Source organism: Ottowia beijingensis (assembly GCF_013423955.1).
Lineage (GTDB): Bacteria > Pseudomonadota > Gammaproteobacteria > Burkholderiales > Burkholderiaceae_C > Ottowia > Ottowia beijingensis.
Genome location: NZ_JACCKX010000001.1, coordinates 3,475,644 through 3,498,915 on the forward strand (window position 1 = coordinate 3,475,644; position 23,272 = coordinate 3,498,915).

The following is a 23,272-nucleotide window of genomic DNA, read 5'->3' on the forward strand; positions in this document are numbered from 1 at the left end:
AAAGTAACCAAAAAAGGCGACCCCACTGGCCGTGTCCCTCCGCTTCGCTGCGGGCAACCTGCGATGCTCGGGCGTGGGGCGGCGCTGCGGAACTCGCTTTGTTCGCTGCGCTCACGCCGCTCAGACAACCGCAGCGAGTCAGAGCACGAAGCGCGGCATGCTGCGCTGCCGCGCCCGCCCCACGCCCTGCGCTTCTCGGCACGGCCAGAGGGAGTTGAAGTCCCTTCGGGCCATCGCTGCGCTCGGTCTTGGCTTGGTTGGCGCCGCTGCTTCGCGCGGCGCGTCTTCTTGCTCCCTCTCCCGCTGGCGGGAGAGGGTTGGGGTGAGGGTAAACGAGTTCAAAAACCATAGCTGCCTGCGCCCGTGACCAAAGTATTTCAGGTCTTTATTCCTTAAACCCCTTGAAATACGTGCGCAAGCCACTATGAAAATAAAATCGACTCCAGCCGGCGTGTCAGCGCCCAACTGGCTGCTCGCCAGGCAGCACGCTATTCATAAAGTAGCTGCCTGCGCAGATCGGATAAGCCTTGCGACCTTCTTCCTCGTATAGACTTTCCCTCTGATTGCGCAAGCGGTGCTTGCAGCGCCGGTCGTCGTCACTGCGTCACAGCGCGGCGGCAGCATCGTCCGGTGTCGGTTCGCTGAACGCCGGCGCTGAACCCCACACCACGGAGACCATCGTTTTGGAGTTTGACGCCTTGTCGTTGTCGCAGCCCTGGGCGCAGGCCGCTTTCGGGCTGACCGGGCTGTTGCTGCTGGCCTGGGTGGTGCAGCTGCTGGTGCAGCTGGTGCTCACGCGCGGTGTCGCCCGGTTGGGCGTGGCGGCGGGCGCGACGGGCTTCAGTGCCGTGCTGCTGGACCGCGCCGTGCTGCGCCGCGTGGCGCAGATCGCGCCGGCGCTGCTGGTGCTGCTGGCGGTGCGCTTCGTGCCGCACCTGCCGGCCGTGGTGGTGACGGTGATCGAGAACGTCGCCGGCGCGCTGATCGTGCTGTTCATCGCGCGCACGCTGTTCAAGATGCTGGACGTGGCGCTGCACGTGCACGACCGGCACGGCGACGCGGCGCGCTCCATCAAGGCCTACGTGCAGATGGGGCAGCTGGTGGTGGCGATTGCGGCCGTGGTCATCATGATCGCCGCGCTGGCCGACAAGTCGCCGTTCATCGTGCTGTCCGGCTTCGGTGCCATGTCGGCGGTGCTGATGCTGGTGTTTCAGGACACCATCAAGTCGTTTGCCGCCGGCCTGCAGATCGAAGGCAACGACATGCTGCGCGTGGGCGACTGGATCGAGGTGCCGCAGGCCGGCGCCGATGGCGCGGTGATCGACATCGCGCTGAACACCGTCAAGGTGCAGAACTGGGACAAGACCATCGTCACCATTCCCACCTGGAAGCTGATGAGCGAGAGCTTCAAGAACTGGCGCGGCATGCAGGAGTCGGGCGGGCGGCGCATCAAGCGCACGCTGATGATCGACGCCGGCTCGATCCACTTCCTCTCCGACGAGCAGATCGAGCGCCTGGGCCACGTCAAGCTGATTGCCGACTACGTGAAGGAGAAAGCCGACGCGGTGAAGATCTCGCGCGCCATGAAGCTGCGCGAGCTGGGCGAGGTGCTGGGCCGCGTGCCGGCCAACCGGCGCCGGTTGACCAACATCGGCACCTTCCGCGCCTACGTGCTGGCTTACCTGAAGGCCAACAGCGGCATCCACCCCGACATGACGCTGATGGTGCGCATGCTGCAGCCCACGCCGGAGGGCGTGCCGCTGGAGCTGTACTGCTTCACCAACACCACGGCGTGGGTGGATTACGAGACCATCCAGAGCGACATCTTCGACCACCTGCTGGCGATCCTGCCGGAGTTCGGGCTGCGCGCCTTCCAGGCGCCGGGCGGCGCCGACATGCGCGCGCTGGGCGGTGGGCTGGCCGTGCACGGGACGGGCGCGGGCGCGGTGGCTGCAACGGCGGCGGCGCCGCGCGAGTGATGGATGCGCATGCGCTTTCAAGAATGACGAATGACGAATGACGAATGACTTCGCTGCGCTTCAATGACAAAGCGGCGGTTCGTCATCGGTCATCGTTTTGAACGCAACACTGCATGAGCGCGCGGCGACAATGCGCGCCCCGGTCCTGCAGGCCTGCATCCGGCAGGGGGACCTGGAGAATATTCATGAGCATGAAAAACACATCTAGCGCCCGGCTGCCGGGCGCAAGAAGCTATCGGTTTGATACCTTCAATCCGCGCCAAATGGCTATCGCCTGTTTCCATGCCCGGCGCACCGCCGCCGCCGCGCTGCTGCTGGCTGCCACCGCCGGCGCCGGTGCGCAGCAGATCGGCGACGTGAGCACCGCCTTCCAGCTGCTCGGCCCCAACCACAAGATCGTCGTCGAGGCCTACGACGACCCGCTGGTCGAGGGCGTGACCTGCTATGTCTCGCGGGCGCGCACCGGCGGCATCAAGGGCGGGCTGGGCCTGGCCGAGGACCGCGCCGAGGCCTCGATCGCCTGCCGCCAGGTCGGGCCCATCAGCTTCAGCGCGCCGCTGCGGCAGGAGGACGAGGTGTTCTCCGAGCGCATGTCGGTGCTGTTCAAGCGCCTGCGCGTGGTGCGCATGGTGGATGCGCCGCGCAACACGCTGGTGTACCTGACGTACTCCGAAAAGCTCATCGACGGCTCGCCGCAGAACAGCCTGACCGCGGTGCCCATCGACCGGGCGACGCCGATCCCCGTCAAGCCCTGAGCCACGCCTGACAAAAAACGGGCAACGCCTGCACCGGCGCTGCCCGCTGCTGGTTGACGAGGCGGCGGCTCTCGCGCCGCTCAGTCACCCAACACCACACCCTCGCGCCGCGGATCGGCGCCGCCCAGCCACATGGGCTTGCCGTGCACGTTGGCGCGGGTGATGGCCTGCAGGCCGCTGGTCATGTTCATCTCGCGCACTTCGGCGCCGCGCGTGCGCAACGCTTCGACGGTGGCGGGCGGAAACTTCTTCTCCTCCAGCAGGCTGGGGCCGTTGGTGCTGCCGAAATTGGGCAGGTTGATGGCCTGCTGCGGCGTCAGGCCCCAGTTCAGCACGCCGTGCAGCGTCTTGGCGGTGTAGTGGATGATGAGCGCGCCGCCGGGGCTGCCGCCGCTCATCAGCAGCGGGCCGCGCGAGCCGTCGGCGTTCTTCTCGAACACCAGCGTGGGCGCCATCGACGAGCGCGGGCGCTTGCCCGGCTGCACGCGGTTGGCGATGGGCTGGCCGTCGGCGCTGGTGGGCGCGAAGCTGAAGTCGGTCAGCTCGTTGTTCAGCAGGAAGCCCTTCACCATCTGGCGCGCGCCGAAGGCGTCCTCGATGGTCGTCGTCATCGCCAGCGCGTTGCCGTGCGCGTCGACGATGCTGATGTGGCTGGTGCCGTATTCGGGTTGCTCGGGCATGGGCGCGAAGCCGATCTTCAGCGCGCCGGGCTGGCCGGGCTGCGCCACCTTCAGGCTCTGCGCGCCGATGAGCGCGGCGCGGCTTTTCAGGTAAGCAGGGTCGAGCAGGCTCATCCAGCTGCCGGCGGGCGGCTGCACGAAATCGGGGTCGGCCACGTACTGCGCGCGGTCGGCAAAGGCCAGGCGCGCGGCCTCGGTGTAGTAGTGCAGCCAGTCGGCGGTGGGCAGGCCGGCGGCGTCCGGCTTCATGGCGGCGCCGGGCGTCTGCGCCAGGATGCCGAGGATCTGGCCGATGGCGATGGCGCCCGATGACGGCGGCGGGAAGCCGCACACCTCCACCGTCTTGCCGGCCGCGGCCAGGTCGTGGCACAGCGGGGCGCGGCGCTTGGGTTGGTAGTTGGCCAGGTCGGCCAGCGTCATCTGGCCGGGGTTGGCGTGCCGCGTGACCTTGTCGACGATGGCCTGCGCCAACGGGCCTTGCAGCAAGGCGGCCGAGCCGCGTGCCGCAATGCCGCGCAGCACCTCGGCCAGCTCGGGGTTCTTCAGCACATGGCCCACGGGCCAGGGCTTGCCGGCGGCGTCGTAGAAGTATTTCGCGGCCACCGGGTCCTTGATCAGGTGTTTCTCGTTGGCCAGCATGGTGGCGAGGCGCGGGCTGACCTGAAAGCCCTGTTCGGCCAGCTGGATGGCGGGCTGGATGAGCTGCGCCCACGGCAGGCGGCCGTGTGCCCGGTGCGCCTGCTCCAGCATGCGCACCGTGCCTGGCACGCCGACCGAGCGGCCGCCGACCACGCCGTCGTAGAAGGGCATGGGCTTGCCGTCGGCGCCGATGAACAGCTTTTCGGTGGCAGCAGCCGGCGCGGTCTCGCGGCCGTCCCAGGCCACCAGCTCGCGCCCACTGCTGTGCAGCAGAAAGGCGCCGCCGCCGATGCCGCTGGATTGCGGCTCGACCAGCTCAGCACCATCTGCACCGCCACCGCCGCGTCGATGGCGTTGCCGCCCGCCTTCAGCACCTGGTAGCCGGCGTCGGTGGCCAGCGGGTTGGCGGCGGCGACGGCGAATTTTTCGGTGGCCCAGCCGGGCTTGTCGGTCCAGCCCGATCCGCCCTCGGGCGTGATCGGCGCGGCCGGCGGCGGCGTGTAGCGGAAGTGGCTGCTGCTGGCGCAACCGGCCAGCAGGGTGGCGGTGGCCAGGGCACTGAGGGCGAACAGGCGGGGCGTGGGCATGGGCATGGGGCGTCTCCTCTTGTGATCGAAAAAGAGGTTCATCCTAACCCGGTTGGACACCTGCGGCCCGAAATTCTTGCAAGCCGAACAGGCCGCCAGCGCTTGCTGGACAGGCGCGGACAGCTATATAAGTAGTAGCTTATTGGTGAGGAGGGTGCTTCAGCGGGCGGCCGCCTTCGGCTTGCGCGGCTTGGGGCATGGCAGCGCGCCGGCGGTGGCCATCACCGCGGCATGCATCGCATCGCGGTCGTCCCAGCGGTCGGCGCTCAGCAGGTAGTGCGGCGTCTGCACCCAGTGGTAGGGCGCGCCCAGCACCGGCTGGCCCAGCACGGCGCGGCCGGCGTCGGTGGGTTTGAGGAACAGCTGGTCGTTGCAGACGAAACCGACCGAGCGGCCGTCGACGTAGAGGCAGTATTCGCCGAAGGTCTTGCTGACTCGCACGCCCGGCAGGCTGGCCAGCTGGTCCAGCAGGAACTGCAGCGTTTCGGGGCGCGTGGGCATGGCGGGCAGGGTGGTGAATCGTTATTGTTTTGATAGCGGCTGGCGCCCGGCACAAGCTAAATTCAAGAGAAAATGGCCTGAAATCATTGTTTAACAAGCTCTGGCAGCTATCGTTTGAATAGTGGCTTCATCGTCCAACCTTCGCACGCGACTGGCGCGGCTTGGGCAGCGGCAGGGCCTGCGCGGTGGTCATCAGCAGATCGCACAGTGCCTCGCGGTCTTCCCATTCATCGGGCCGCAGCAGAAAGCCTTGGCGCCGGGGTAGGGCTGCCCGTACACCGGCTGCGGCAGCAAGGTGCGGCCGGCGTCGGTGATCTTCACGACCAACTGGTCGTCGCACACGAAGGCGGTCGGCTTCTCATGAAGGTAGACGCAGTACTCGCCGAACATGCGCCGGGTGCGCACCTGCGGCAGCGTGCCGATCTGGTCGAGCAGAAAGTCGAGCGTTTCGGGGCGGGTGGACATGGGCTGCTGTGTTTCTGTGGGAGCGGGCTTGCCCGCGATGACTTCCTGATCGAGGAAACGCCCCATCGCGGGCAAGCCCGCTCCTACAACCGGTGGTGCTTTATTTCGGCGCCATCCGGATCGCGCCATCCAGCCGGATCACCTCGCCGTTCAGCATGTCGTTCTCGATGATGTGCTTGACTAATTTCGCGTAATCGGCCGGCGTGCCCAGCCGCGAAGGGAAGGGCACCATCGCCGCCAGCGCGTCCTGCACTTCCTGCGGCATGCCCATCAGCATCGGCGTGCCGAAGATGCCGGGCGCGATCGTCATGTTGCGGATGCCGTTGCGGCTCAGGTCACGGGCGATCGGCAGCGTCATGCCGACCACGCCGCCCTTGCTGGCGGCGTACGCTGCCTGGCCGATCTGCCCGTCGTAGGCGGCCACGCTGGCGGTGCTGATCAGCACGCCGCGCTCGCCGGTGCTTTCCGGTTCGTTCTTGCACATGGCGTCGGCCGCCAGGCGGATCATGTTGAAGGTGCCGACCAGGTTGACCATGATCGTCTTGGTGTACACGTCCAGCTTGTGCGGGCCGCGTTTGCCCACCGTCTTCTCGGCCGGCGCGATGCCGGCGCAATTGACCAGGCCCATCAGCTTGCCCAGCGACGTGGCCTTGGCCACCACGGCCTGGCCATCGGCCTCGCTGCTGACGTCGCACTTAACGAAGCTGCCGCCGATGTCCTTGGCCACGGCCTCGCCCTTCTCAACCTGCATGTCGGCGATGACCACCTTGGCGCCTTCGGCCGCCAGCATGCGCGCCGTACCTTCGCCCAGGCCCGACGCGCCGCCGGTGACGATGAAAACCTTGTCCTTGATCTGCATGGATGTGCTCCTCTTGATGTCGTGAATTCGGGGGATGGCTGCAAGATTATCGGCGCGGGCGTCACACCCATTCGATGGGCTTGAGCATGGATGTTGAAGCGATTAAAATGATCAAATTGATCGATTGGATTGTTTGAGGCGATCATGCAGACCTTTTCCGCCAACGAAGCCAAAGTCAACTTCGGCGCCTTTCTCGACGCGGCGCAGCGCGAGCCCGTGCGCGTGACGCGGCGCGACCGCGTGGTGGGCGTGATGGTGTCCGCGCAGGATTACGAAGCCATGCGCGCCTTCTATGCCAACCGCCTGCAGCACACCCTGGCGGAAACCGGGGCACACGCCGCCGCGCAAGGCCTGACGGCCGAGGGACTGGGCGAACTGCTGGCCGACGAAAGCTGATGGCGGCCATGCCGTCGCCGGCGGCGCCGCCTGCAGGCAGCGTGCCTTCGCGCGTGGTGCTCGATACCAACGTCATCATCAGCGCCGCGCTGCTGTCGGGCTCGGGTCCCGCACGCCTGCTGCATCGGTTGCTGGTGTGCAGTCGCCTGGTGTTTTCAGACGCGACGTTCGCCGAACTGGAAACGAGGCTGTGGAAACCCAAGTTCGACCGCTACATCACGCTCGGTGCGCGGCGCCGGTTGCTGGCCGACCTGTCCGCCGTGGCCGACTGGGTCAAGCCTGAGGGCGCTGCGCGGTATAGCCGCGATGCGGAAGACGACGTGTTCATCCACACGGCGGCGGCAGGCGGCGCAGGGTGGCTCGTCAGCGGGGATCAGGACTTGCTGGTGCTGGGGCGGGTTGAAGCGGTGGAGATCATCACGCCGGCCCATGCGTTGGAGCGCTGCGCTGGCTGAGCATGGAGCACCTGGTCAGCTGCCCACACCCGCCACCGCAAAGCGCCCCAGCCCCATCTCCACCCAGCGCTCCTCGCGCCGCACGATGAACAGCGCCTCCAGCCGCATGCGCTGCGCCAACGCCATGCCCTCGGCCGGGCCGGCCACCAGCAGGGCGGTGGCCCAGGCGTCGGCGCTCATGCAATCTGTGGCCAGCACGGTGACGGAGGCGACGCCGTTGTTCACCGGCGCAGCGCGGCGCCCGTCCATGGTGTGCGACAGGCGTGCGTCGCCGATCTGCACCCAGCGCCGGTAGTCGCCCGAGGTGGCGACGGCCAGGTCGGCCAGTTCGATCACGCCACGCGCGGCACGCCGGCCGGGCTCGGGGCTTTCCACCGCCACGGCCCAGGGCTCGCCGCTGGCCTGCGTGCCGAGCGCGCGCAACTCGCCGTCGAGCGCGGCCAGCGCGTGCGCCACGCCGTGGGCTTGCAGCACGGCGGTCATCTGGTCGACGCCGTAGCCCTTGGCGATGCCGCACAGGTCGAACAGCGCGTCGGCGTGCTTGCGGGCACGCCCGGCGGCCAGATACAGTTCCAGCGACTGATGGGCGGGCGGTTGGCCCCATTGCCTGGCCACGCGGATGGCGGCGGCATCCGGGTCGTCGCGCTCGGCCCCAAAGCCCCAGGCGTTGACCAGCGCGCCCACGCCGGGGTCGAAGGCGCCGTCGGAAAGGCGCGCGATCTCGAGGGCGCGCGCCAGCACGGCCATGATCTCGGGCGGCAGGCTGACCCATTCGCCCGGCGTGGCGCGGTTCAGGCGCATCAGGTCGCTGTCGGGTTTCCAGGGCGACATCTGCTGGTCCACACGCTCGACGGCGGCGGCCAGCGCGTTGCGCAACGCGTTCTGGTCGAGTTGCGGATCGACGTCGCACAGCACCGACCAGCGCGTGGCCATGGTGGGGCCGTGCAGCTTGATGCGCTGGAGCACCGCCGCCGGCTCAGAAAGTGTCTTCGGCATAGCGCCCCCGTGCCTTGAGCTGCTGAACGCTCAAAGAGATGCTGCCCAGGATGCCGTCGAGCACCTGTGCCACGCCCTGGGCCATGGTGCGGCTGCCGCACACGCGCACGATGGCGCCATCGCCGATCAGCTGGCGCAGCCGGTCCGCATCGCGGCGCAGGGCGTCCTGCACGTAGCCGCCGCCCTCCGGCACGCGCGAGAAGGTGGTGCGCAGGCTGGCCAGGCGTTGCTCCTTCAGCCATTGCTCGATCTCGGTGCCGAAGAAGTAGTCCAGTTGCGGATCGCGCACGCCGTAGTACAGGTGCATGGGCACGCCGCGCGCGTTGTCGCGGATGAAGCCCGCCAGCGGCGCCACGCCAGTGCCGGCGCCGATCAGCATCACCGGGGCGCGGGTCGATTCGATGGCGAACGCCGGGTTGGGGCGGATGAAGGCCTGGATGCGCGCACCCGGTTGCAGGCCGTGCAGGTAGCCCGAGCACAGGCCGCCCGGCATCTTGCGCACGCAGATTTCGACGAAGCCGTCCTGCCAGCCGGATGCGAGCGAATAGAAGCGAGGGACCGCGGAGTCCGGTGGCAGCACGCCGATCAGATCGCCTGCCGCGAAGTGCCGCAGGCCACGGCCGCGCAGGCGATCCGTCCAGCTCTGCGGGGCCCAAGCGAAGCGCAGGATGGTGGCGGGCTGATCGTCGCCGCCGGCGAAGTCCTGGCGCGACAGCAGTTGCAGCTCGGTCGTCGCCGGCAGGCGCGGGCGGTAGTCGATAGCGAGCGGCTGGCCCAGCGCCTGCGCCACGGCTTCGCCCCAGCGCGCGAACTCCTGCGCCGACTGCTGGTGGATGCGCTCCATGGGCAGCAGCGTGGCCCAGCCCTTGGCGCGCAGCGCCTGGTCCACCGTCTGGCCGTAGGCGCAGAAGGCGTCGAAGGCACGGTCGCCGAAGGCCAGCACGGCCACGCGTGCGGCGGTGGCGGGGTTTGCGCAATGCGCTCCAGCGCGCGGGCCGCGTGTGCAGGCGCCTGGCCGTCGCCGTAGGTGGCGGCCAGCACGAAGATTTGCTGCGCAGTGGCGCCGGCGCGGAAGTTTTCCAGCCCGCTGGTGTGCATCTTGTGGCCGGCGCCCACCAATGCGGTGTGCAGCGCCTCGGCAAAGCCCCAGGTGCTGCCGTTCTCGCTGGCGACGAAGATCAGCGTGTCGGCCTGCGGCAGCGCGCTGTTGTCGCCGATGCGGGGTACCAGGCGGCGCGCCTGCAGCCACAGCAGCAGGCCCGTGACCCAGAACAGCGGGATGCTTAAGGCCCCCAGGCCCAGCACCAGCGCCCAGGCCCAGGCGCTTTCGCCGGTGTGCAGCACCATGGCCCAGTCCTGCACGCGCTGGGCGGTGGTGGCGTCCTGCCAGGCCAGCGTTTGGCCCGAATAGCGGTCCACCCAGCCTTCGCCGCGGTCGGTGGTGATGCGCCAGGTGTCCTCGGGGTCGTCGGCGGCGGGGAAGTTGACCTTGCGCAGTTCGGCCACGCGCGTGTCCTGCAGCAACTGCAGCGGCGCGGCGGCGGCCGGCGTGGGGATGGTGGCAGGGGCGGTGGAAACGACGCTGGGCTCGACCGCGTGCTCCACGTCGATGAGCCCGAAAGTGACGGCGCTCATGAACAGCGCGGTGACGGATGACAGGCCCAACACGGCCACCAGCACTTGCCCGGTGACCACGTGCAGGCGCTGCAGCCCCGTGCCGCGCGCCCGGCTGAACACCTTGCGCCAGCCACCCTGGCGGCGCTGCAGCAGCACCAGCCCGGAGATGGCCAGCAGCAGCATCGACAGCGCCACCACGGCGGCGGTGATGCGCCCGGCATCGCCCAGCAGGAAGGAACGGTGCAGGTTCCTGAACCAGCGCATGAGGGGCGAGGCCTGGTATTCGCCCAGCACCTGCCCGTTGTCCGGGTCGACACGGCTGGCCACGGCCTGGCCGTTGTCGAAGCCGTAGACCACGATGTCGCCGGAAGGCAGGCGGCGGATTTCCTCCGCGCCCGGCACGGTGGCCGACACGCGCTCGACCAGGGTGGCCACCGGCAGATCGGCGGCGGCGGGCCTGGCCTGCCAGGCGGCGATCATTGGGTCGAGCGCCAGCACCGCGCCGGTGATGCCGATCACCAGCGCCAGCGCGCCGGCCATCAGGCCCAGCCAACGGTGAATCTGCCTCCAGGCCATGGGGTGTTTCCTTTCCTTTTCTATCGAGAGTTCCGTCATTCATGACACGCTGCCAGCCCTCACCCCCACCCTCTCCCAGAAGGAGAGGGAGCATTCTTTGGCACGGTGCGCACTGTCGCGCTTTTGGAAGACGCCGATAGGCTTACTGAATCTGGTAGGTGAGCGACTGGATGTACTGCTTGCCGGCGTGCGCCTTGCCCGCGCCGGCCTTGGTCAGCGGCACGCGGATTTCGGACGGGCTGTCGCGCATGTCCTCGGCCGCGGCGTCGATGCGGATCTCGTAGCCGGCGTCGATCAGCGCATCGGCCAGGTCGGCAGTGACTTTCAGCGTGCGGCCGGCGCCCACGCTGGCGCCGGTCACGCCCTGCAGGCGCTTGCTGTCGGCGGCGGACAGGCGGTTCCAGTCCGCCAGGTGCTTGTAGTACTTGGCCTTGCCGCCGGCCACCCACAGGGTGCGCACATAAGCACCCTTGGCGTCGGTGACGTACACGGCCAGGTAGGCGCCGTCGCCGCCATAGTTCTTCAGCGGGATCGACATCGACATCGGGCGGGCCTGCGCCACGGAGGGCAGGGCCACCGCCAGGGCGGCGGCCAGGGTGGTCATGAGGGGTTTGCGCATGGTAGTTTCTCCGGTTCGGTTGGGGTTCATTCGATGCTGCCGCGCGAGCCGCCGGGGGCAGCGGGCCGGCATCGGCGGGCGCGGCGCTGCGCGGCGTCTGGTCGCCCCGGTGCTCGCGGTGGCGTTCGCGTTCGCGGTGGTCGTCGTCATCGCCACGCTGCCGCATCTTCACGACGGCCAGCGTGCGCGGGTCGATCTTGGCCTTGAAGGCGCGGCCCTGAGCATCGCGGCCGCGCAGTTCGTAGCAACCGTCGTCGATCTTCAGGCGCTGCACCTGCCAGCCTTGCCGGGCCGCCATCTGCATCACGGCATCGCGCGACTGCCATTGCTTTACCGGCGCGTCGCAGTCGTCATCGGCCAGGGCCGGCAGGGCGAGCAGGCTCAGCGACAGAACCAGCGGGCCGGCGGCGAGGGGGCGAAGGGGTTTCATGTCGGTGCTCTCCTTTTCAAGGCATCACAGCGCTTTCGCATGCTGTGAAGCCATTGTCAGAAGGCCGTCTGAACTGCGCCTGAAGCGGATGTGTCGCGCGGGTAAAGCGGCGCGTCAAAGCCGCCTGTGCTGATCCGGATCAAACCCTGGCGGGTACACCGTGTGGCGCGCCGGCGTGGGCGGGGGCGCCGACCCGGCCTCAGCGATCAACGGCGCTGTTCACACCCAGCAGACGCTGGAGCCGCGTGCTGCTGGTGGTGTACTGGAACGGCAGTTCCTTGCCGGGCGCAATTAGTGCCTGCGCCGCGTAGGCGGCCAGCGTGGCTTCGTGGAAGCCGCACAGGATCAGCTTGCGCTTGCCGGGGTAGGTGTTGATGTCGCCGATGGCGAAGATGCCGGGCTCGCTGGTCTGGAACTTCTCGGTGTCGACCACCAGTTGCTTGCGCTCCAGCGCCAGCTGCCAGTCGGCGATGGGGCCGAGCTTGGGGCTCATGCCGTGGAAGACGAGCAGCGCGTCCAGCGGCAGCGGCGACGTGCTGCCGTCCGGCCCCAGCACCTGGATGGCCGTCATGCGGCCGTCTTGCTGCGCGATGCCGTCGACCTGGCCGACGACGAAGCGCATGCGCCCGGCATCACACAGCTCGCGCATGCGCGCCACGCTGGCGGGCGCGGCCTGAAAGCCGTCGCGCCGGTGCAGCAGCGTGACGCTGGCAGCTAGGTGCGCCGGTTCGGTGGCGAAGTGGATGGCCCAGTCCAGCGCCGAATCGCCGCCGCCCACGATGACGAGGTGCTGGCCCCGGAACGCCGCCGCGTCGGCCACGCTGTGGAACAGCTGGCGGTCCTCGAAGGCATCGAGCCCGTCGACGCTCAAGCGCTTGGGCACGAAGGCGCCCACGCCAGCGGCGATGAACACCGCCCTGGCCAGCAGGCGCAGGCCCTTGTGCGTTTCGACCAGAAAGCGCCCGTCGGGCTGCTTCTGCAAGGTGCTGACCTGATGCCCCAGGTGGAACTGCGGCTGGAACGGCGCCGCCTGCTTCATCAGCCCGTCGATCAGTTCCTGCCCGCTGCACACCGATGCCGGGGATGTCGTAGATCGGCTTGTCGGGGTACAGCTCGCTCGGCTGCCCGCCGGGCTGGGGCAGGGCGTCGATGACGTGCGCACCGATCTCCAGCAGCCCCAGCTCGAACACCGCGAACAGGCCCACCGGGCCGGCGCCGATGATGAGGGCGTCGGTGTCGATGGGCGGGGCGTCTGCGGCCATGGTTTGCTACAAAAACAAAAGCGGCTTGCGCAGGTGGGGCCTGCGCCAAACCGCTTTTATCTGAAAGAGCGGTGCGTCAGCGCTTCAGCTCGCTCAGCTTGCCCGTCTTGTTGGCCCAGGCCTCGTGGTCGGGCAGCGGGTCCTTGCGCTTGGTCAGCGTCTTGTAGTTGGGCGAGCGCGCCAGTTGCGCGTTGATCTCGGTCATGTGCAGCTGGTCCTTGGGCAAATCCTCTTCGGCGAAGATGGCGTTGACCGGGCACTCGGGGATGCAGACGGCGCAGTCGATGCACTCATCGGGGTCGATGGTGAGGAAGTTCGGGCCTTCCAGAAAGCAATCGACGGGGCAGACATCCACGCAATCGGTGTATTTGCAGTTGATGCAGGCTTCGGTGACGACGTGGGTCATGTTCTTCTCGGTGCGCTCTAGGGGTGTGCGAGCCGTTGGGGGACTGCCGCGTGGAACGACGGGTGGCCCGGCAAACGCTCATGGAAAACGGCCAATTTTAGCCGCCCGCGGCCATGCGGCGCCGGTAGCCGCATTGTCAGGAAGGGCTTGGGCGGCGCTCTCATCCGGCGGGCGCAGCGGCCTTGGCGGCGGGCGCGGCGGCGCGCAGTTCGTCGAACCAGTCAAGCCGGCGCAGCGCGGCCTTCTCAAGCTCCAGCACCACCATCAGCAACGCGCCCAGGCCGATGACGAACAGCAGATCGAGCAGGCCCACCGGGTGCGAGCTGAACAGCGCCTGCATCCACGGCGTGTAGGTGAACAGCAGCTGCAGCACCAGCACCGTCAGCACCGCCAGGTACACCGCCGGCGTGCCGCGCACGCCGCGCCGGGTGAACGAGCTGCCGTGCAGGTAGCGCACCGAGAACAGGTAGGCGATCTCCAGCGCGCAGAAGGCGTTGACGACCAGGGTGCGCGTGGCGTCGACGTCCATGCCGCGCCACTGGCCCCAGGCCATGGTGGCGTACACGGCGGCGGTGAACAGCAGCGACACCAGCACCAGCCGCCACACCATGAAGGGCGACATCAGCGGCGCGCGCGGCGGCCGCGGCGGGCGGCGCATGACGCCGTCCTCGGGCGGCTCGAAGGCCAGCACCAGGCCCAGCGTGATGGTCAGCGCCATGTTGATCCACAGGATCTGCGCCGGCGTCAGCGGCAGCGTCAGCCCCAGCAGCAGCGCCAGCGCCACGGCCAGCACCTCGCCGCCGTTGGTGGGCAGCGTCCAGGCGATGACCTTGCGGATGTTGTCGTACACCACGCGGCCTTCGTGCACGGCGGCGACGATGGAGGCGAAGTTGTCGTCCGCCAGCACCACCTGCGAGGCCTCCTTGGCCGCCTCGGTGCCCTTCTGCCCCATGGCGATGCCCACGTCGGCCTGCTTGAGCGAGGGCGCGTCGTTCACGCCGTCGCCCGTCATGGCCACCACCGCGCCCTGGCTTTGCAGCGCGCGCACCACGCGCAGCTTGTGCTCGGGGCTGGTGCGGGCGAACACGTCGGTGCGCGCGGCCAGCGCGGGCAGGGTGTGGTCGGGCGTGGCCTCCACTTCGGCGCCGGTGGCCACCACCGGCTGCGCGGCCAGGCCCAGCTGGGCGGCAATGGCGGCGGCGGTGGCGGCGTGGTCGCCGGTGATCATCTGCACGCGGATGCCGGCGCTCTGGCAGTCGGCCACGGCGGCGATGGCCTCGGGCCGCGGCGGGGTCGATGAAGCCGATCAGGCCGGCGAAGCTCAGGCCTTGCAGCTCGGCCGCGCCGAGCCGCGCCGGCCGCGCGGGCAGGCGCGCGAAGGCAAAGCCCAGCACGCGCTCGCCCTCGGCGGCGATGTCGTCCACGCGCGCCGCCCACACGGCCTCGTCGACCGGCAGCCGCGCCGTGCCGTCGGTGCCCTGGGCGCTGGTGCACATGGCCAGCACCTGCTCGGGCGCGCCCTTGACGGCGATCAGCGCGCCGCCATCGGGCGTGTCGTGCAGCGTGGCCATGTAGCGGTGCGCGGCGTCGAAGGGCACCAGGTCGCGGCGCGGGTGGGCGTCGTGCTCGGTCTGCGCGTTCAGGCCCGCCTTGTAGGCCAGCGCCAGCAGTGCGCCTTCCATCGGGTCGCCGGTCACGTGCCACTGGTCGTCGCTCTCGTGCAGCTCGGCGTCGTTGCACAGCAGGCCGATCAGCGCCAGCTGGCGCAGGTCGGCGCAGGGCTTGCTGCCATCGGGCTGGCGCACCGTGCCCATGGGCGCGTAGCCGGCGCCGCTGGCCTGGGCGCGGCTGTCGGCGCTGACCAGGGTGCGGCAGGTCATCTCGTTGCGCGTCAGCGTGCCTGTCTTGTCGGAGCAGATCACGCTGGTGGCGCCCAGCGTCTCCACCGCCGGCAGCTGGCGCACGATGGCCTGGCGCGCCGCCATGCGCTGCACGCCGATGGCCAGGGTGATGGTGATGACCGCCGGCAGCCCCTCGGGCACGAAGCCCACGGCCAGCGCCACCACGGTCATCAGCGCGTCCAACCAGTCGTAGCCGCGCACCATGACGGCGAACACGAACAGCGCCGCCGCCACCGCCAGCGCCACCACGGTGATCTGGCGGCCGAAGCGGTTGATCTGCGCCAGCAGCGGCGTGGTCAGCGGCGCGATGGCGCCCAGCATCTGGCTGATCTTGCCGATCTCGGTGTCCGTGCCGGTGGCGGTGACCACGCCGCGCGCCGCGCCCGCGGCCACCAGCGTGCCGGACCAGGCCATGCCGGCGCGGTCGCCCAGCGGCGCGTCGGCGGCGACGGCGGCGGTGGACTTTTCGGCCACCACCGATTCACCGGTGAGCAGCGCCTCGTCGATGCGCAGCGCGCGCGCCGTCAGCAGGCGCAGATCGGCCGGCACGCGGTCGCCGGCCTCGATCAGCACCACGTCGCCCGGCACCAGCGCATCCACCGGCAGCACCTGCCGCGTGCCGCCGCGCAGCACCCGCGCGTGGGGCGACAGCATGTCGCGCAGCGCGTCCATGGCGGCCTCGGCCTTGCCCTCCTGCATCACGCCGACGATGGCGTTGGTCAGCACCACGGCCAGGATCACGCCCGCATCCACCCAGTGGCCCAGCGCGCCGGCCACGGCGGCGCCGGCCAGCAGAAAGATGATCAGCGCGTTGGCGAACTGCGCGCCCAGGCGCTGCGCCAGCGTGCGGCGCGGTGGCGCGGGCAGGGCGTTGGGGCCGTGGCGCTGCAGCCGCTGGGCGGCCTCGGCGGGCGTCAGGCCGTGGTCGGGGGCCGTCTCCAGGGCGGCAGCCACGTCGGCGGCGGGCAGGGCATGGGGCACGTCAACGGTGGCGGCGCGGCGGGGATCGGGCATCGGGCAGGGGGCTCCTGGGTGTCGGGGAAAACCAAGGGACTCTGCCACACGCGCCAGGTTCGGCCGTTGGGGCGCGGGCTTGATGGAGGTCAAGCCAAGGCCATCGGGCAGCCCCGCTCGGCCGGCAACGGTAGACGCGCGATGGCTGCGGGTGTTATGGGGGTGGTCTTCGCCCGTGCCCGGAAGGTGGGCGTGGCGCCGGTGGCTGGGGCAGGAACGCGACGGCGATGCGATCAACAACACGTGGTGATCAAGCGGTCGCAGACCGTGCTGTGGGAGCGGGCTGGCCCGCGATCAAGCGCTGATGGCGACGAGGCGTCTCATCGCGGGCCAGCCCGCGCCCACACCACGGATGCGGTCCGCGCCGCCACTGAGATTGCTTGACAATCAATCAAAAACAATAGCTGGTGGCGCCCGCTGCAAGGCATTTTCAGTGTGAAAACAATCTGAAATCCTTGTATATCAGGCGCAAGCAGCTATCGTTCTTGATGATTCGGTGACGCGAAGGATTGCAACGCTGTCATCGCGGCCCATGCCGCGCGGCCCCGCAGGCCGGTGGCCCTCAGCGCACCAGCACCGCGCCGGCCGTGCGGTGGCTGGCGGTGTCGACCAGGATCAACGCGCCCAGCACGCGGCTGTGCGCGAACGGCGTGGCGGGAATCGGCTCCTGCAGCAGCAGATCGACGTGGCCGATGGCGTTGGGCTCCAGTTGCGTGGCGTCTTCGCGCGCCAGCGTGTGGATGTTCAGCCGCTCGGCAATGCGCTGCACCTTGGCCTTGACCCAGCGGTGGCCGTGCAGCGTCCAGTAGACGCGGCCGGGCAGCAGCGGCTCGTCGTCGAGCCAGGCGATGGTGGTGCGCAGCTCGCGCGTGGTGGGCCAGGCGGCTTGCGGGGTGCTGTCCTCGAAGTCGTCGGCGGCGACCACAGCAGCCGGCGTCGGCGCGGCCACGATCCAGTCGCCGCGCGACACGTCCAGCTCGCGGTCCAGCACGATGCCGGCGCTGTGACCGGCGGCGATGGCCTTGGGCGCGCGGGCGTGGTCGAACACCTGCGCCACCACGGCCGTCTGCCCGCCCGGCAGCAGTTGCACCGGCGTGCCGGGCGCGACGCTGCCCGTGGCCACGCGGCCCCAGAAGATGCGGCGGCCCTGCGTGGTGTCGGACGAGGCAGAGAACTTCTCGACCCATTGCACCGGGAAGGCCAGCGGCAACTCGGTCTCGCGCGGCGTGACGGGCAACCTTTGCAGAATCTCCAGCAGCGTGGGGCCGACGTAGCCGCACCAGCCGGGGTTCTGGTGGCCGGTGTCCACCACGTTCCAGCCCTTCAGCGCCGAGATCGGCACGATGGCGGCGGGCGTGATGCCCGCGCTGGCGGCAAAGGCCTGCAGCGCGCCGCGGATGTGCTGGTAGGCCAGCGCGGCATCGGCCACGGCGTCGAGCTTGTTGATGGCGAACACGACGGAGGGCACGCGCAGCAGGTTCAACAGCAGCGAATGGCGCCGCGTCTGCGGCAGCAGGGCGAGGTCGGCGCGCTGCCAGTCCAGCTTGGTGGCGTCGACCAGTACCACCGCCGCGTCGGCACTGCTGGCGGCGGTGACCATGTTGCGCGTGTATTGCTCGTGGCCCGGCGCGTCGCCGATGATGAACTTGCGCGATTCGGTGGCGAAGTAGCGGTAGGCCACATCGATGGTGATGCCCTGCTCGCGCTCGGCCTGCAGGCCGTCGGTGAGCTGGGCCAGATCCGCCTCGCCACCGCGCGTGACGCCGGCCAGGTGGTCCTGCAGCACGGCCTTGGTGTCGACCAGCAGGCGGCCGATCAACGTGCTCTTGCCGTCGTCGACCGAGCCGCAGGTGATGAAGCGCAGCGCGGTTTCAGTGTCTGTTTGGCTTGGAGCGCTTGCGGGGAAGCCGGAGCAGCTATGGAATCAGTTGTTGTCATGAAAGGCTTTCTTGTACGCAGAGGACGCAGAGGTTTCGCAGAGGACGCAAAAAGAAAACCCTTTGAATCGGTTTCTTCTGCGTCCTCTGCGTGATCTTTGCGTCCTCTGCGTCCGGCTGTTGGTGATTCAGAAATACCCGTCGCGCTTGCGCTTTTCCATCGACGCGTCGCTGGTCTTGTCGTCCATGCGCGTGGCGCCGCGCTCGCTCACGTCGGCGGCCAGCGTCTCGATGACGATCTGGCCCGGCGTGGCGGCGGGGCTTTCCACCGGGCAGGTGCAGGTGATGTCGCCCACGGTGCGAAAGCGCACGGTGCGGGTTTCGACGTGTTCGCCGTCCTTGGGCGGCGTGAGCGGCGTGACGGGTACCAGCAGGCCGCGGCGCTCGACCACTGGGCGTTGATGCGCGTAGTAGATCGAGGGCAGGGCGATGCGCTCGCGCTCGATGTATTGCCACACGTCCAGCTCGGTCCAGTTGCTGATGGGGAACACGCGGAAGTGCTCGCCCGGCGCCAGGCGCGTGTTGAACAGCGTCCACAGCTCGGGCCGCTGGGCCTTGGGTTGCCACTGGCCGAAGCTGTCGCGGTGGCTGAAGATGCGCTCCTTGGCGCGCGCCTTCTCCTCATCGCGCCGCGCGCCGCCGATCAGGGCGTCGAAGCGGAATTCGTCGATCGCCTCCAGCAACGTGACCGACTGGTGCGCGTTGCGCGATTCGCCCGCGTGCGCCAGGCGCACCGTGCCGCGCGCCATGCTGTCCTCGACGCTGCGCACGATCAGCTCGGCCTGCAGTTCCGCTGCGCGCTGGTCGCGGAAATCGGTCACTTCCGGGAAGTTGTGGCCGGTGTCGATCATCAGCAGCGGATACGGAATCCGCCCGGCGCCAAAGGCTTTCTCCGCGCACTTCAGCAGCACCAGCGAATCCTTGCCGCCCGAAAATAGCAGCGCGGGGCGCTCGAAGGCGGCGGCGACTTCGCGCAGGATGAAGATGGTTTCTTCCTCCAGCGCGTCGAGGTGGGTGTTGGACAGGTGATGCGACGCGGCGGCTTGCAGCAGATCGGGGTGGGTGCGGGCGTTCATGCCTCGGCTCCTTGTGCGCGGCTTTCTGACTCCCTCGCCCCTTTGGGCAGAGGGCGGGGGTGAGGGCTGCCTGGCGGGGGCGCTGTCTGGCCCCCACCCCAACCCTCCCCAGCGGGGAGGGAGCACCCTGGCCCTCTCCCGCGAGCGGGAGAGGGGACAAGAGGGTGGGCGGGGCACCCGGTGCAACGGTTTCTGCGACAGCGGCTTCACGGCCGTTGGCTCCCTCTCCCGCAGGCGGGAGAGGGTTGGGGTGAGGGTGGGGCGCCGTATCACCCCGCACGTGAAGTCCGCACTCCTTGGCCGCCTCATATTGGCTTCGGCCGGACGCCGGTGCGTCCTTCACGCCGCCTTCGGCGACATGAGCCTGCGCCGAAGTGAAGACCTCGGCGGCATTGCTGCGCAACGCCGCAGCGGCTGGTGCCGCCGCATGCGGTTTGACATGCAAACCGCATTCCTTGAGGTCTTCACTTTCCCACCACCAGCGCCCGGCCCGGAAATCCTCGCCCAGGGTGACGGCGCGAGTGCAGGGGCGCAGCCGATGCTGGGGTAGAACTGGTCGTGCAGCGGGTTGTAGGCGACCTGCCGGCTGGCGATGTAGTGCCAGATGTCTCCCCAGGTCCAGTCGGCCAGCGGGTTGTACTTGAGCAGGCCCTTGCTCTCGAATTCAGAGCGATCGACCAGCGGCACGTCGGCGCGCGCGCCCGATTGCTCGCGGCGCAGGCCGGTCACCCAGGCCTTCTTGCCGGCCAGCGCGCGGGCCAGCGGCGCCATCTTGCGGATGCCGCAGCAGGCCTTGCGCAATTCGATGCTGCGGTACATGGCGTCGGCGCCCTCGCGCTGCACGAACTGCACCACCTGTTCATTCGATGGCTGGTACACGGTGAGCGGCGCGTGCGGGCGCGTGGCCTGCTGTGCCTTCAGCTGCTCGAGCAGCGCCAGCGTTTCGGCGTGCAGCGCACCGGTGTCGAGCACGAAGATTTCGATCGGCAGCGCGTGGGCGTTGATCAGGTGCGTGATGACCATGTCCTCGGCGCCCAGGCTGCTGGCCTGGGTAACGGGGCCGGTGGCCGCGGCCTTGAGCAGCGTGACCACGGTTTCGCGCAACTTGGCGTCGAAGTTGGCCGACGGCTGCGCGTACAGCGCGATGGCCGAAGCCGCGGCGGCGCCGGGCAGGGGCGTGAAGGCGTTCATGCGGCCTCCGGCGCGGCATCGCGCGCGAACAGCGGGCGCGGCTGCAATGCATCGCCCTGGTAGAAGGCGCTGTAGCGCGCGAACTGGCGCTCGGCCGCCGCCGCGTCGACGCCGGGTGCGAGCACGGCGCTGGTGAAGCCGCTGCGGTGCATCTGCACCAGCTGGTCGATCAGCACATCGCCGGTGGCGCGGATGTCGCCGGCAAAGCCGAAGCGGCGGCGCAGCAGCACGGCCTGGCTGAAAGCGCGGCCGTCGGTGAACTTGGGGAAGTCGAGTTCGATGCGCTCGACGCCCTCGAACGCGCCTTCCGCGGCCAGCGCGGCCAGGTCAGCGTCATTCGCTAATTTCAAGGCATTTTGGCCGTCAGCGCCCGTCTGATATGCGCCGGAAGCTATTATTTTCATAGTTGTTCTCTGTCAGGCGGTGGCTTCTTCATGCTGGTGCGCGGCGCGGTGTTCGCCATGCCGCGCGCCGTTGGCGGCCTGCTTGAACGGCTCGTGGCCGACGCGGCGCAGCGTGTCGATGAAGCGCTCGGCGGCGCTGCTGCGCAGCGCGCGGTAGGTGTCCAGAATGGCCTCGACCACGCCCGGCACCTCGGCGGCGCTGAACGACGGCCCGACCACCTTGCCCGGCGTGGCGGGGCCGGACAACGCCGAGCCATCGCTGCCGCCCAGCGTGACCTGGTACCACTCCTTGCCGTCCTTGTCGACGCCCAGGATGCCGATGTGGCCGCTGTGGTGGTGCCCGCAGCTGTTGATGCAGCCGCTGATGTGCAGGTCGATGGGCCCCAGGTCGGTCACCTCGTCGATGTCCTGGTACAGCTCGGTCAGCGCGGCGGCGATGGGGATGGCGCGCGCATTGGCCAGCGAGCAGAAATCGCCGCCGGGGCAGGCGATCAGGTCGGTCAGCAGGCCGATGTTGGGCTGCACCAGGCCGAGCGCCTTGGCGGCTTCGTACAGCGCGGGCAGGTCGCCCGAATGCACCCAGGGCAGCAGCAGGTTCTGCTCGTGCGTCAGGCGCGCCTCGCCGGCGCTGAACTGCTCGGCCAGATCGGCCAGCGCATCCAGCGTGTCGGCATCGGCATCGCCCGGCGCCCAGCCGGGGCGCTTGAACGACAGCGTGACCACCGACAGCCCGGCGATGCGGTGCGTGCGCACGTTCTGCGTCAGCCAGCGCTGGAAGGGCCTGGCGGTGATGCTGACCTCGGACGGCAGGTTGGCACGGCGCAACTCGGGTTGCACGAAGCTGGCCTGCACGCGCACCAGCTCGGCGGGCGTGATGGTGTGCGGCGCGCCGTCCTGTTCGACGATGGCGCGGTATTCAGCCTCCACTTCGTCGATGAAGCGCTGGCCTTCGGCCTTCACCAGGATCTTGATGCGCGCCTTCCACTTGTTGTCGCGCCGGCCATAGCGGTTGTAGACGCGCACCACGGCCTCGATGTAGTTGAGCAACTGGTCCCACGGCAAGAAGTCGCGCACCACCGGGGCGATGACCGGCGTGCGCCCCATGCCGCCGCCCACCTTGACGGTGAAGCCGACCTCGCCCGCGTCGTTGGTCAGCGCCTGCAGGCCGATGTCGTACCAGCCGGTGGCGGCGCGGTCTTCGGCGGCGCCGTTGAAGGCGATCTTGAACTTGCGCGGCAAAAACGCGAACTCGGGGTGCAGCGTGCTCCACTGGCGCAGGATTTCGGCGAAGGGGCGCGTGTCGACGATCTCGTCGGGCGCGATGCCGGCCAGCGCCTCGCAGGTGATGTTGCGTATGGCGTTGCCGCTGGTCTGGATGCCGTGCATGTGCACGCTGGCCAGCAGGTCCATCACGTCGGCGGCGCGGTCCAGCGGAATCCAGTTGAACTGCACGTTGGTGCGCGTGGTGAAGTGGCCGTAGCCGTAGCGCAGCGGCGGCGCGGCGAGCGTCAGGCCGGGTTGCGAGGCCTGCAGTGCGTCCTGCGTCTGCTGCGCGTGGGCCAGCAGGTCGGCGTCGGGCCGGTCGTACTCGCGCGCGATGCGGGCCAGCATGCGCAACTGCGTGCTGCTGATCTCGCCATAGGGCACGGCGATGCGGGCCATGGGCGCGTAGCGCTGGATGTACCAGCCGTTCTGCAGACGCAGCGGCAGCAGTTGCTCGTCGGTGAGTTCGCCGCGCTGCCAGCGCTCCAACTGATCGCGGAACTGCTGGGCGCGCAGGGTGACGAACTGGCGGTCGAAATCGGTGTATTGGTACATCGTGGCGGTGCCTTGAATCAGCGCGCAATGTACCGACGGCTTATGCCAAAACAAACCAATACTTAGTTGTTGATATATGCCGGATTGGCATAAGCAAGCGCGCGCCCTGGGCTGACGCGCTTGTCAGGCGCTGGCCCACAGGGCGTGGGCGGGGCGCGGCCTAAGGTGGCAGGGCTTTTTCGCAACCCAGGCCCGAGCCGGGCCGCATTCACCCAGGAGCCATCCCATGAGCGTCGCCAAAGTCATTGAAATTTCGTCCTCCAGCACCAAGAGCTTCGAGGACGCCATCCTCACCGGCGTCAGCCGCGCCGCCGACACCATCGACCAGGTCAAGGGCGCCTGGATCAAGGAGCAGAAGGTCGTCATTTCGGGCGGCAAGATCACCGAATACCGCGTGAACATGAACGTGACCTTCGTGGTCGGCGCGGTGGACAAGTAATTCAATTCCACTTCAAAACGTCCATCACCGTCATCCCGGCGAAGGCCGGGAGCCATGCCCTCGGCGCGCGCGTCGTCTGGATTCCGGCTTGCGCCGGAATGACGAAGTCGAAGCCTCCGTCGATCTGAGAAGAGAACAAGCGGCGCGAACGCGCACGCTGCAGCCGGCCACAGGGCCGGCGTTTTCGTCGGCGCTGTGGGCGCAGCCGAAGATCATGGCGAGGCAGGGGGCCTTCAGAATTTTTCAAGGTCGAATAAAGGCTCCAGCGCC

Annotated in this window: 17 protein-coding genes and 6 pseudogenes; 5 read left to right on the top strand and 18 right to left on the bottom strand. The window is 68.9% G+C overall.

The genetic code is table 11. From position 1 onward, the window contains the following. Positions 1-698: 698 nt before the first annotated feature. Positions 699-1,979, top strand: a complete 1,281-nt coding sequence (locus H0I39_RS17195; RefSeq protein WP_257645863.1) for a mechanosensitive ion channel family protein — start codon at positions 699-701, stop codon at positions 1,977-1,979. A gap of 263 nt (positions 1,980-2,242) precedes the next feature. After that, a complete protein-coding gene (locus tag H0I39_RS17200; RefSeq protein ID WP_180551293.1) occupies positions 2,243-2,734 on the top strand; it encodes a CreA family protein in 492 nt (163 codons plus the stop codon). An 80-nt stretch (positions 2,735-2,814) separates the two neighbouring features. Here H0I39_RS17200 and H0I39_RS17205 read toward each other — a convergent pair. The 4 genes and pseudogenes from H0I39_RS17205 to H0I39_RS17220 all read right to left on the bottom strand — a co-directional run bounded on the left by H0I39_RS17205 (position 2,815) and on the right by H0I39_RS17220 (position 6,465). Next, positions 2,815-4,646, bottom strand: a pseudogene (locus H0I39_RS17205) (gamma-glutamyltransferase family protein). A 153-nt stretch (positions 4,647-4,799) separates the two neighbouring features. Continuing rightward, complete coding sequence (locus tag H0I39_RS17210; RefSeq protein ID WP_180551294.1) at positions 4,800-5,141, bottom strand: TfoX/Sxy family protein; 342 nt, start codon at positions 5,139-5,141, stop codon at positions 4,800-4,802. Positions 5,142-5,333: 192 nt separating this feature from the next. Continuing rightward, positions 5,334-5,606 (bottom strand): TfoX/Sxy family protein, encoded by a 273-nt coding sequence (locus H0I39_RS17215; RefSeq protein ID WP_257645864.1) that lies wholly within the window; start codon positions 5,604-5,606, stop codon positions 5,334-5,336. 100 nt (positions 5,607-5,706) lie between these two features. After that, on the bottom strand, positions 5,707-6,465 hold the full coding sequence (locus H0I39_RS17220; RefSeq protein WP_180551295.1) for a 3-hydroxyacyl-CoA dehydrogenase: 759 nt from the start codon (positions 6,463-6,465) through the stop codon (positions 5,707-5,709). A 144-nt stretch (positions 6,466-6,609) separates the two neighbouring features. On the opposite strand from H0I39_RS17220, the gene H0I39_RS17225 reads away from it, so the two are divergent. Next, entirely contained in the window at positions 6,610-6,861 is a 252-nt protein-coding gene (locus H0I39_RS17225; protein ID WP_180551296.1) for a type II toxin-antitoxin system prevent-host-death family antitoxin, read from the top strand. After that, positions 6,861-7,316 carry a putative toxin-antitoxin system toxin component, PIN family gene (locus tag H0I39_RS17230; protein WP_257645865.1) on the top strand — a complete coding sequence of 152 codons (456 nt, stop codon included), beginning with the start codon at positions 6,861-6,863 and terminating at the stop codon, positions 7,314-7,316. Before H0I39_RS17225 ends, H0I39_RS17230 begins: the two co-directional genes overlap by 1 nt. Before the next feature lie 15 nt (positions 7,317-7,331). Here the strand turns inward: H0I39_RS17230 and H0I39_RS17235 are convergent, their stop codons facing one another. The 14 genes and pseudogenes from H0I39_RS17235 to H0I39_RS17290 form a co-directional block, all read right to left on the bottom strand. Beyond that, positions 7,332-8,312: an FAD:protein FMN transferase gene (locus H0I39_RS17235; RefSeq protein ID WP_180551297.1), complete on the bottom strand. Its 981-nt coding sequence runs from the start codon at positions 8,310-8,312 to the stop codon at positions 7,332-7,334. Further along, the gene (locus H0I39_RS23490) at positions 8,293-8,805 is read right to left on the bottom strand and encodes a ferredoxin reductase domain-containing protein (protein ID WP_307776921.1); all 513 of its coding nucleotides are present in this window, start codon (positions 8,803-8,805) and stop codon (positions 8,293-8,295) included. The genes H0I39_RS17235 and H0I39_RS23490 overlap by 20 nt, the downstream gene beginning before the upstream one ends. 92 nt (positions 8,806-8,897) lie before the next feature. Beyond that, positions 8,898-10,505, bottom strand: a complete 1,608-nt coding sequence (locus H0I39_RS17240; RefSeq protein WP_307776835.1) for a PepSY-associated TM helix domain-containing protein — start codon at positions 10,503-10,505, stop codon at positions 8,898-8,900. A 142-nt stretch (positions 10,506-10,647) separates the two neighbouring features. Further along, on the bottom strand, positions 10,648-11,124 hold the full coding sequence (locus H0I39_RS17245; RefSeq protein ID WP_180551298.1) for a DUF2271 domain-containing protein: 477 nt from the start codon (positions 11,122-11,124) through the stop codon (positions 10,648-10,650). A 223-nt stretch (positions 11,125-11,347) separates the two neighbouring features. Then, positions 11,348-11,554, bottom strand: a pseudogene (locus tag H0I39_RS22665) (PepSY domain-containing protein); the annotation flags it as partial. 199 nt (positions 11,555-11,753) lie between these two features. Continuing rightward, positions 11,754-12,816, bottom strand: a pseudogene (locus H0I39_RS17255) (NAD(P)/FAD-dependent oxidoreductase). Positions 12,817-12,892: 76 nt separating this feature from the next. Next, positions 12,893-13,222, bottom strand: coding sequence for a ferredoxin FdxA (fdxA, locus tag H0I39_RS17260; RefSeq protein WP_180551299.1), 330 nt, complete (start codon positions 13,220-13,222; stop codon positions 12,893-12,895). Between the two features lie 160 nt (positions 13,223-13,382). Beyond that, positions 13,383-14,486, bottom strand: a complete 1,104-nt coding sequence (locus tag H0I39_RS23755) for an HAD-IC family P-type ATPase (RefSeq protein ID WP_308645884.1) — start codon at positions 14,484-14,486, stop codon at positions 13,383-13,385. 85 nt (positions 14,487-14,571) lie between these two features. After that, positions 14,572-16,137: pseudogene (locus tag H0I39_RS22680) on the bottom strand (cation-translocating P-type ATPase); the annotation flags it as partial. Between the two features lie 562 nt (positions 16,138-16,699). Next, a pseudogene (locus tag H0I39_RS17270) lies at positions 16,700-18,075 on the bottom strand (sulfate adenylyltransferase subunit 1). A gap of 127 nt (positions 18,076-18,202) precedes the next feature. Then, positions 18,203-19,150, bottom strand: a complete 948-nt coding sequence (cysD, locus tag H0I39_RS17275) for a sulfate adenylyltransferase subunit CysD (RefSeq protein ID WP_180551300.1) — start codon at positions 19,148-19,150, stop codon at positions 18,203-18,205. Between the two features lie 433 nt (positions 19,151-19,583). Then, positions 19,584-20,341: pseudogene (locus H0I39_RS17280) on the bottom strand (phosphoadenylyl-sulfate reductase); the annotation flags it as partial. Continuing rightward, positions 20,338-20,745, bottom strand: a complete 408-nt coding sequence (locus H0I39_RS17285; protein ID WP_180551301.1) for a DUF934 domain-containing protein — start codon at positions 20,743-20,745, stop codon at positions 20,338-20,340. The gene H0I39_RS17285 and the pseudogene H0I39_RS17280, both read right to left, overlap by 4 nt. A 12-nt stretch (positions 20,746-20,757) precedes the next feature. Next, positions 20,758-22,563: a nitrite/sulfite reductase gene (locus H0I39_RS17290; protein ID WP_180551302.1), complete on the bottom strand. Its 1,806-nt coding sequence runs from the start codon at positions 22,561-22,563 to the stop codon at positions 20,758-20,760. A 226-nt stretch (positions 22,564-22,789) separates the two neighbouring features. On the opposite strand from H0I39_RS17290, the gene H0I39_RS17295 reads away from it, so the two are divergent. Continuing rightward, complete coding sequence (locus H0I39_RS17295; protein WP_180551303.1) at positions 22,790-23,002, top strand: dodecin family protein; 213 nt, start codon at positions 22,790-22,792, stop codon at positions 23,000-23,002. Positions 23,003-23,272: the final 270 nt, after the last annotated feature.

What these genes read in the sequence shown, in the direction of transcription:
- H0I39_RS17295 (WP_180551303.1), top strand. Translation starts at nt 22,790, where the DNA reads ATGAGCGTCGCCAAAGTCATTGAAATTTCGTCCTCCAGCACCAAGAGC.
- H0I39_RS17285 (WP_180551301.1), bottom strand. Translation starts at nt 20,745, where the DNA reads ATGAAAATAATAGCTTCCGGCGCATATCAGACGGGCGCTGACGGCCAA.
- H0I39_RS17220 (WP_180551295.1), bottom strand. Translation starts at nt 6,465, where the DNA reads ATGCAGATCAAGGACAAGGTTTTCATCGTCACCGGCGGCGCGTCGGGC.
- H0I39_RS17210 (WP_180551294.1), bottom strand. Translation starts at nt 5,141, where the DNA reads ATGCCCACGCGCCCCGAAACGCTGCAGTTCCTGCTGGACCAGCTGGCC.
- H0I39_RS23490 (WP_307776921.1), bottom strand. Translation starts at nt 8,805, where the DNA reads ATGCCGGGCGGCCTGTGCTCGGGCTACCTGCACGGCCTGCAACCGGGT.
- fdxA (WP_180551299.1), bottom strand. Translation starts at nt 13,222, where the DNA reads ATGACCCACGTCGTCACCGAAGCCTGCATCAACTGCAAATACACCGAT.
- H0I39_RS17200 (WP_180551293.1), top strand. Translation starts at nt 2,243, where the DNA reads ATGGCTATCGCCTGTTTCCATGCCCGGCGCACCGCCGCCGCCGCGCTG.
- cysD (WP_180551300.1), bottom strand. Translation starts at nt 19,150, where the DNA reads ATGAACGCCCGCACCCACCCCGATCTGCTGCAAGCCGCCGCGTCGCAT.
- H0I39_RS17215 (WP_257645864.1), bottom strand. Translation starts at nt 5,606, where the DNA reads ATGTCCACCCGCCCCGAAACGCTCGACTTTCTGCTCGACCAGATCGGC.
- H0I39_RS17290 (WP_180551302.1), bottom strand. Translation starts at nt 22,563, where the DNA reads ATGTACCAATACACCGATTTCGACCGCCAGTTCGTCACCCTGCGCGCC.
- H0I39_RS17245 (WP_180551298.1), bottom strand. Translation starts at nt 11,124, where the DNA reads ATGCGCAAACCCCTCATGACCACCCTGGCCGCCGCCCTGGCGGTGGCC.
- H0I39_RS17235 (WP_180551297.1), bottom strand. Translation starts at nt 8,312, where the DNA reads ATGCCGAAGACACTTTCTGAGCCGGCGGCGGTGCTCCAGCGCATCAAG.
- H0I39_RS17230 (WP_257645865.1), top strand. Translation starts at nt 6,861, where the DNA reads ATGGCGGCCATGCCGTCGCCGGCGGCGCCGCCTGCAGGCAGCGTGCCT.
- H0I39_RS17240 (WP_307776835.1), bottom strand. Translation starts at nt 10,505, where the DNA reads ATGGCCTGGAGGCAGATTCACCGTTGGCTGGGCCTGATGGCCGGCGCG.
- H0I39_RS17225 (WP_180551296.1), top strand. Translation starts at nt 6,610, where the DNA reads ATGCAGACCTTTTCCGCCAACGAAGCCAAAGTCAACTTCGGCGCCTTT.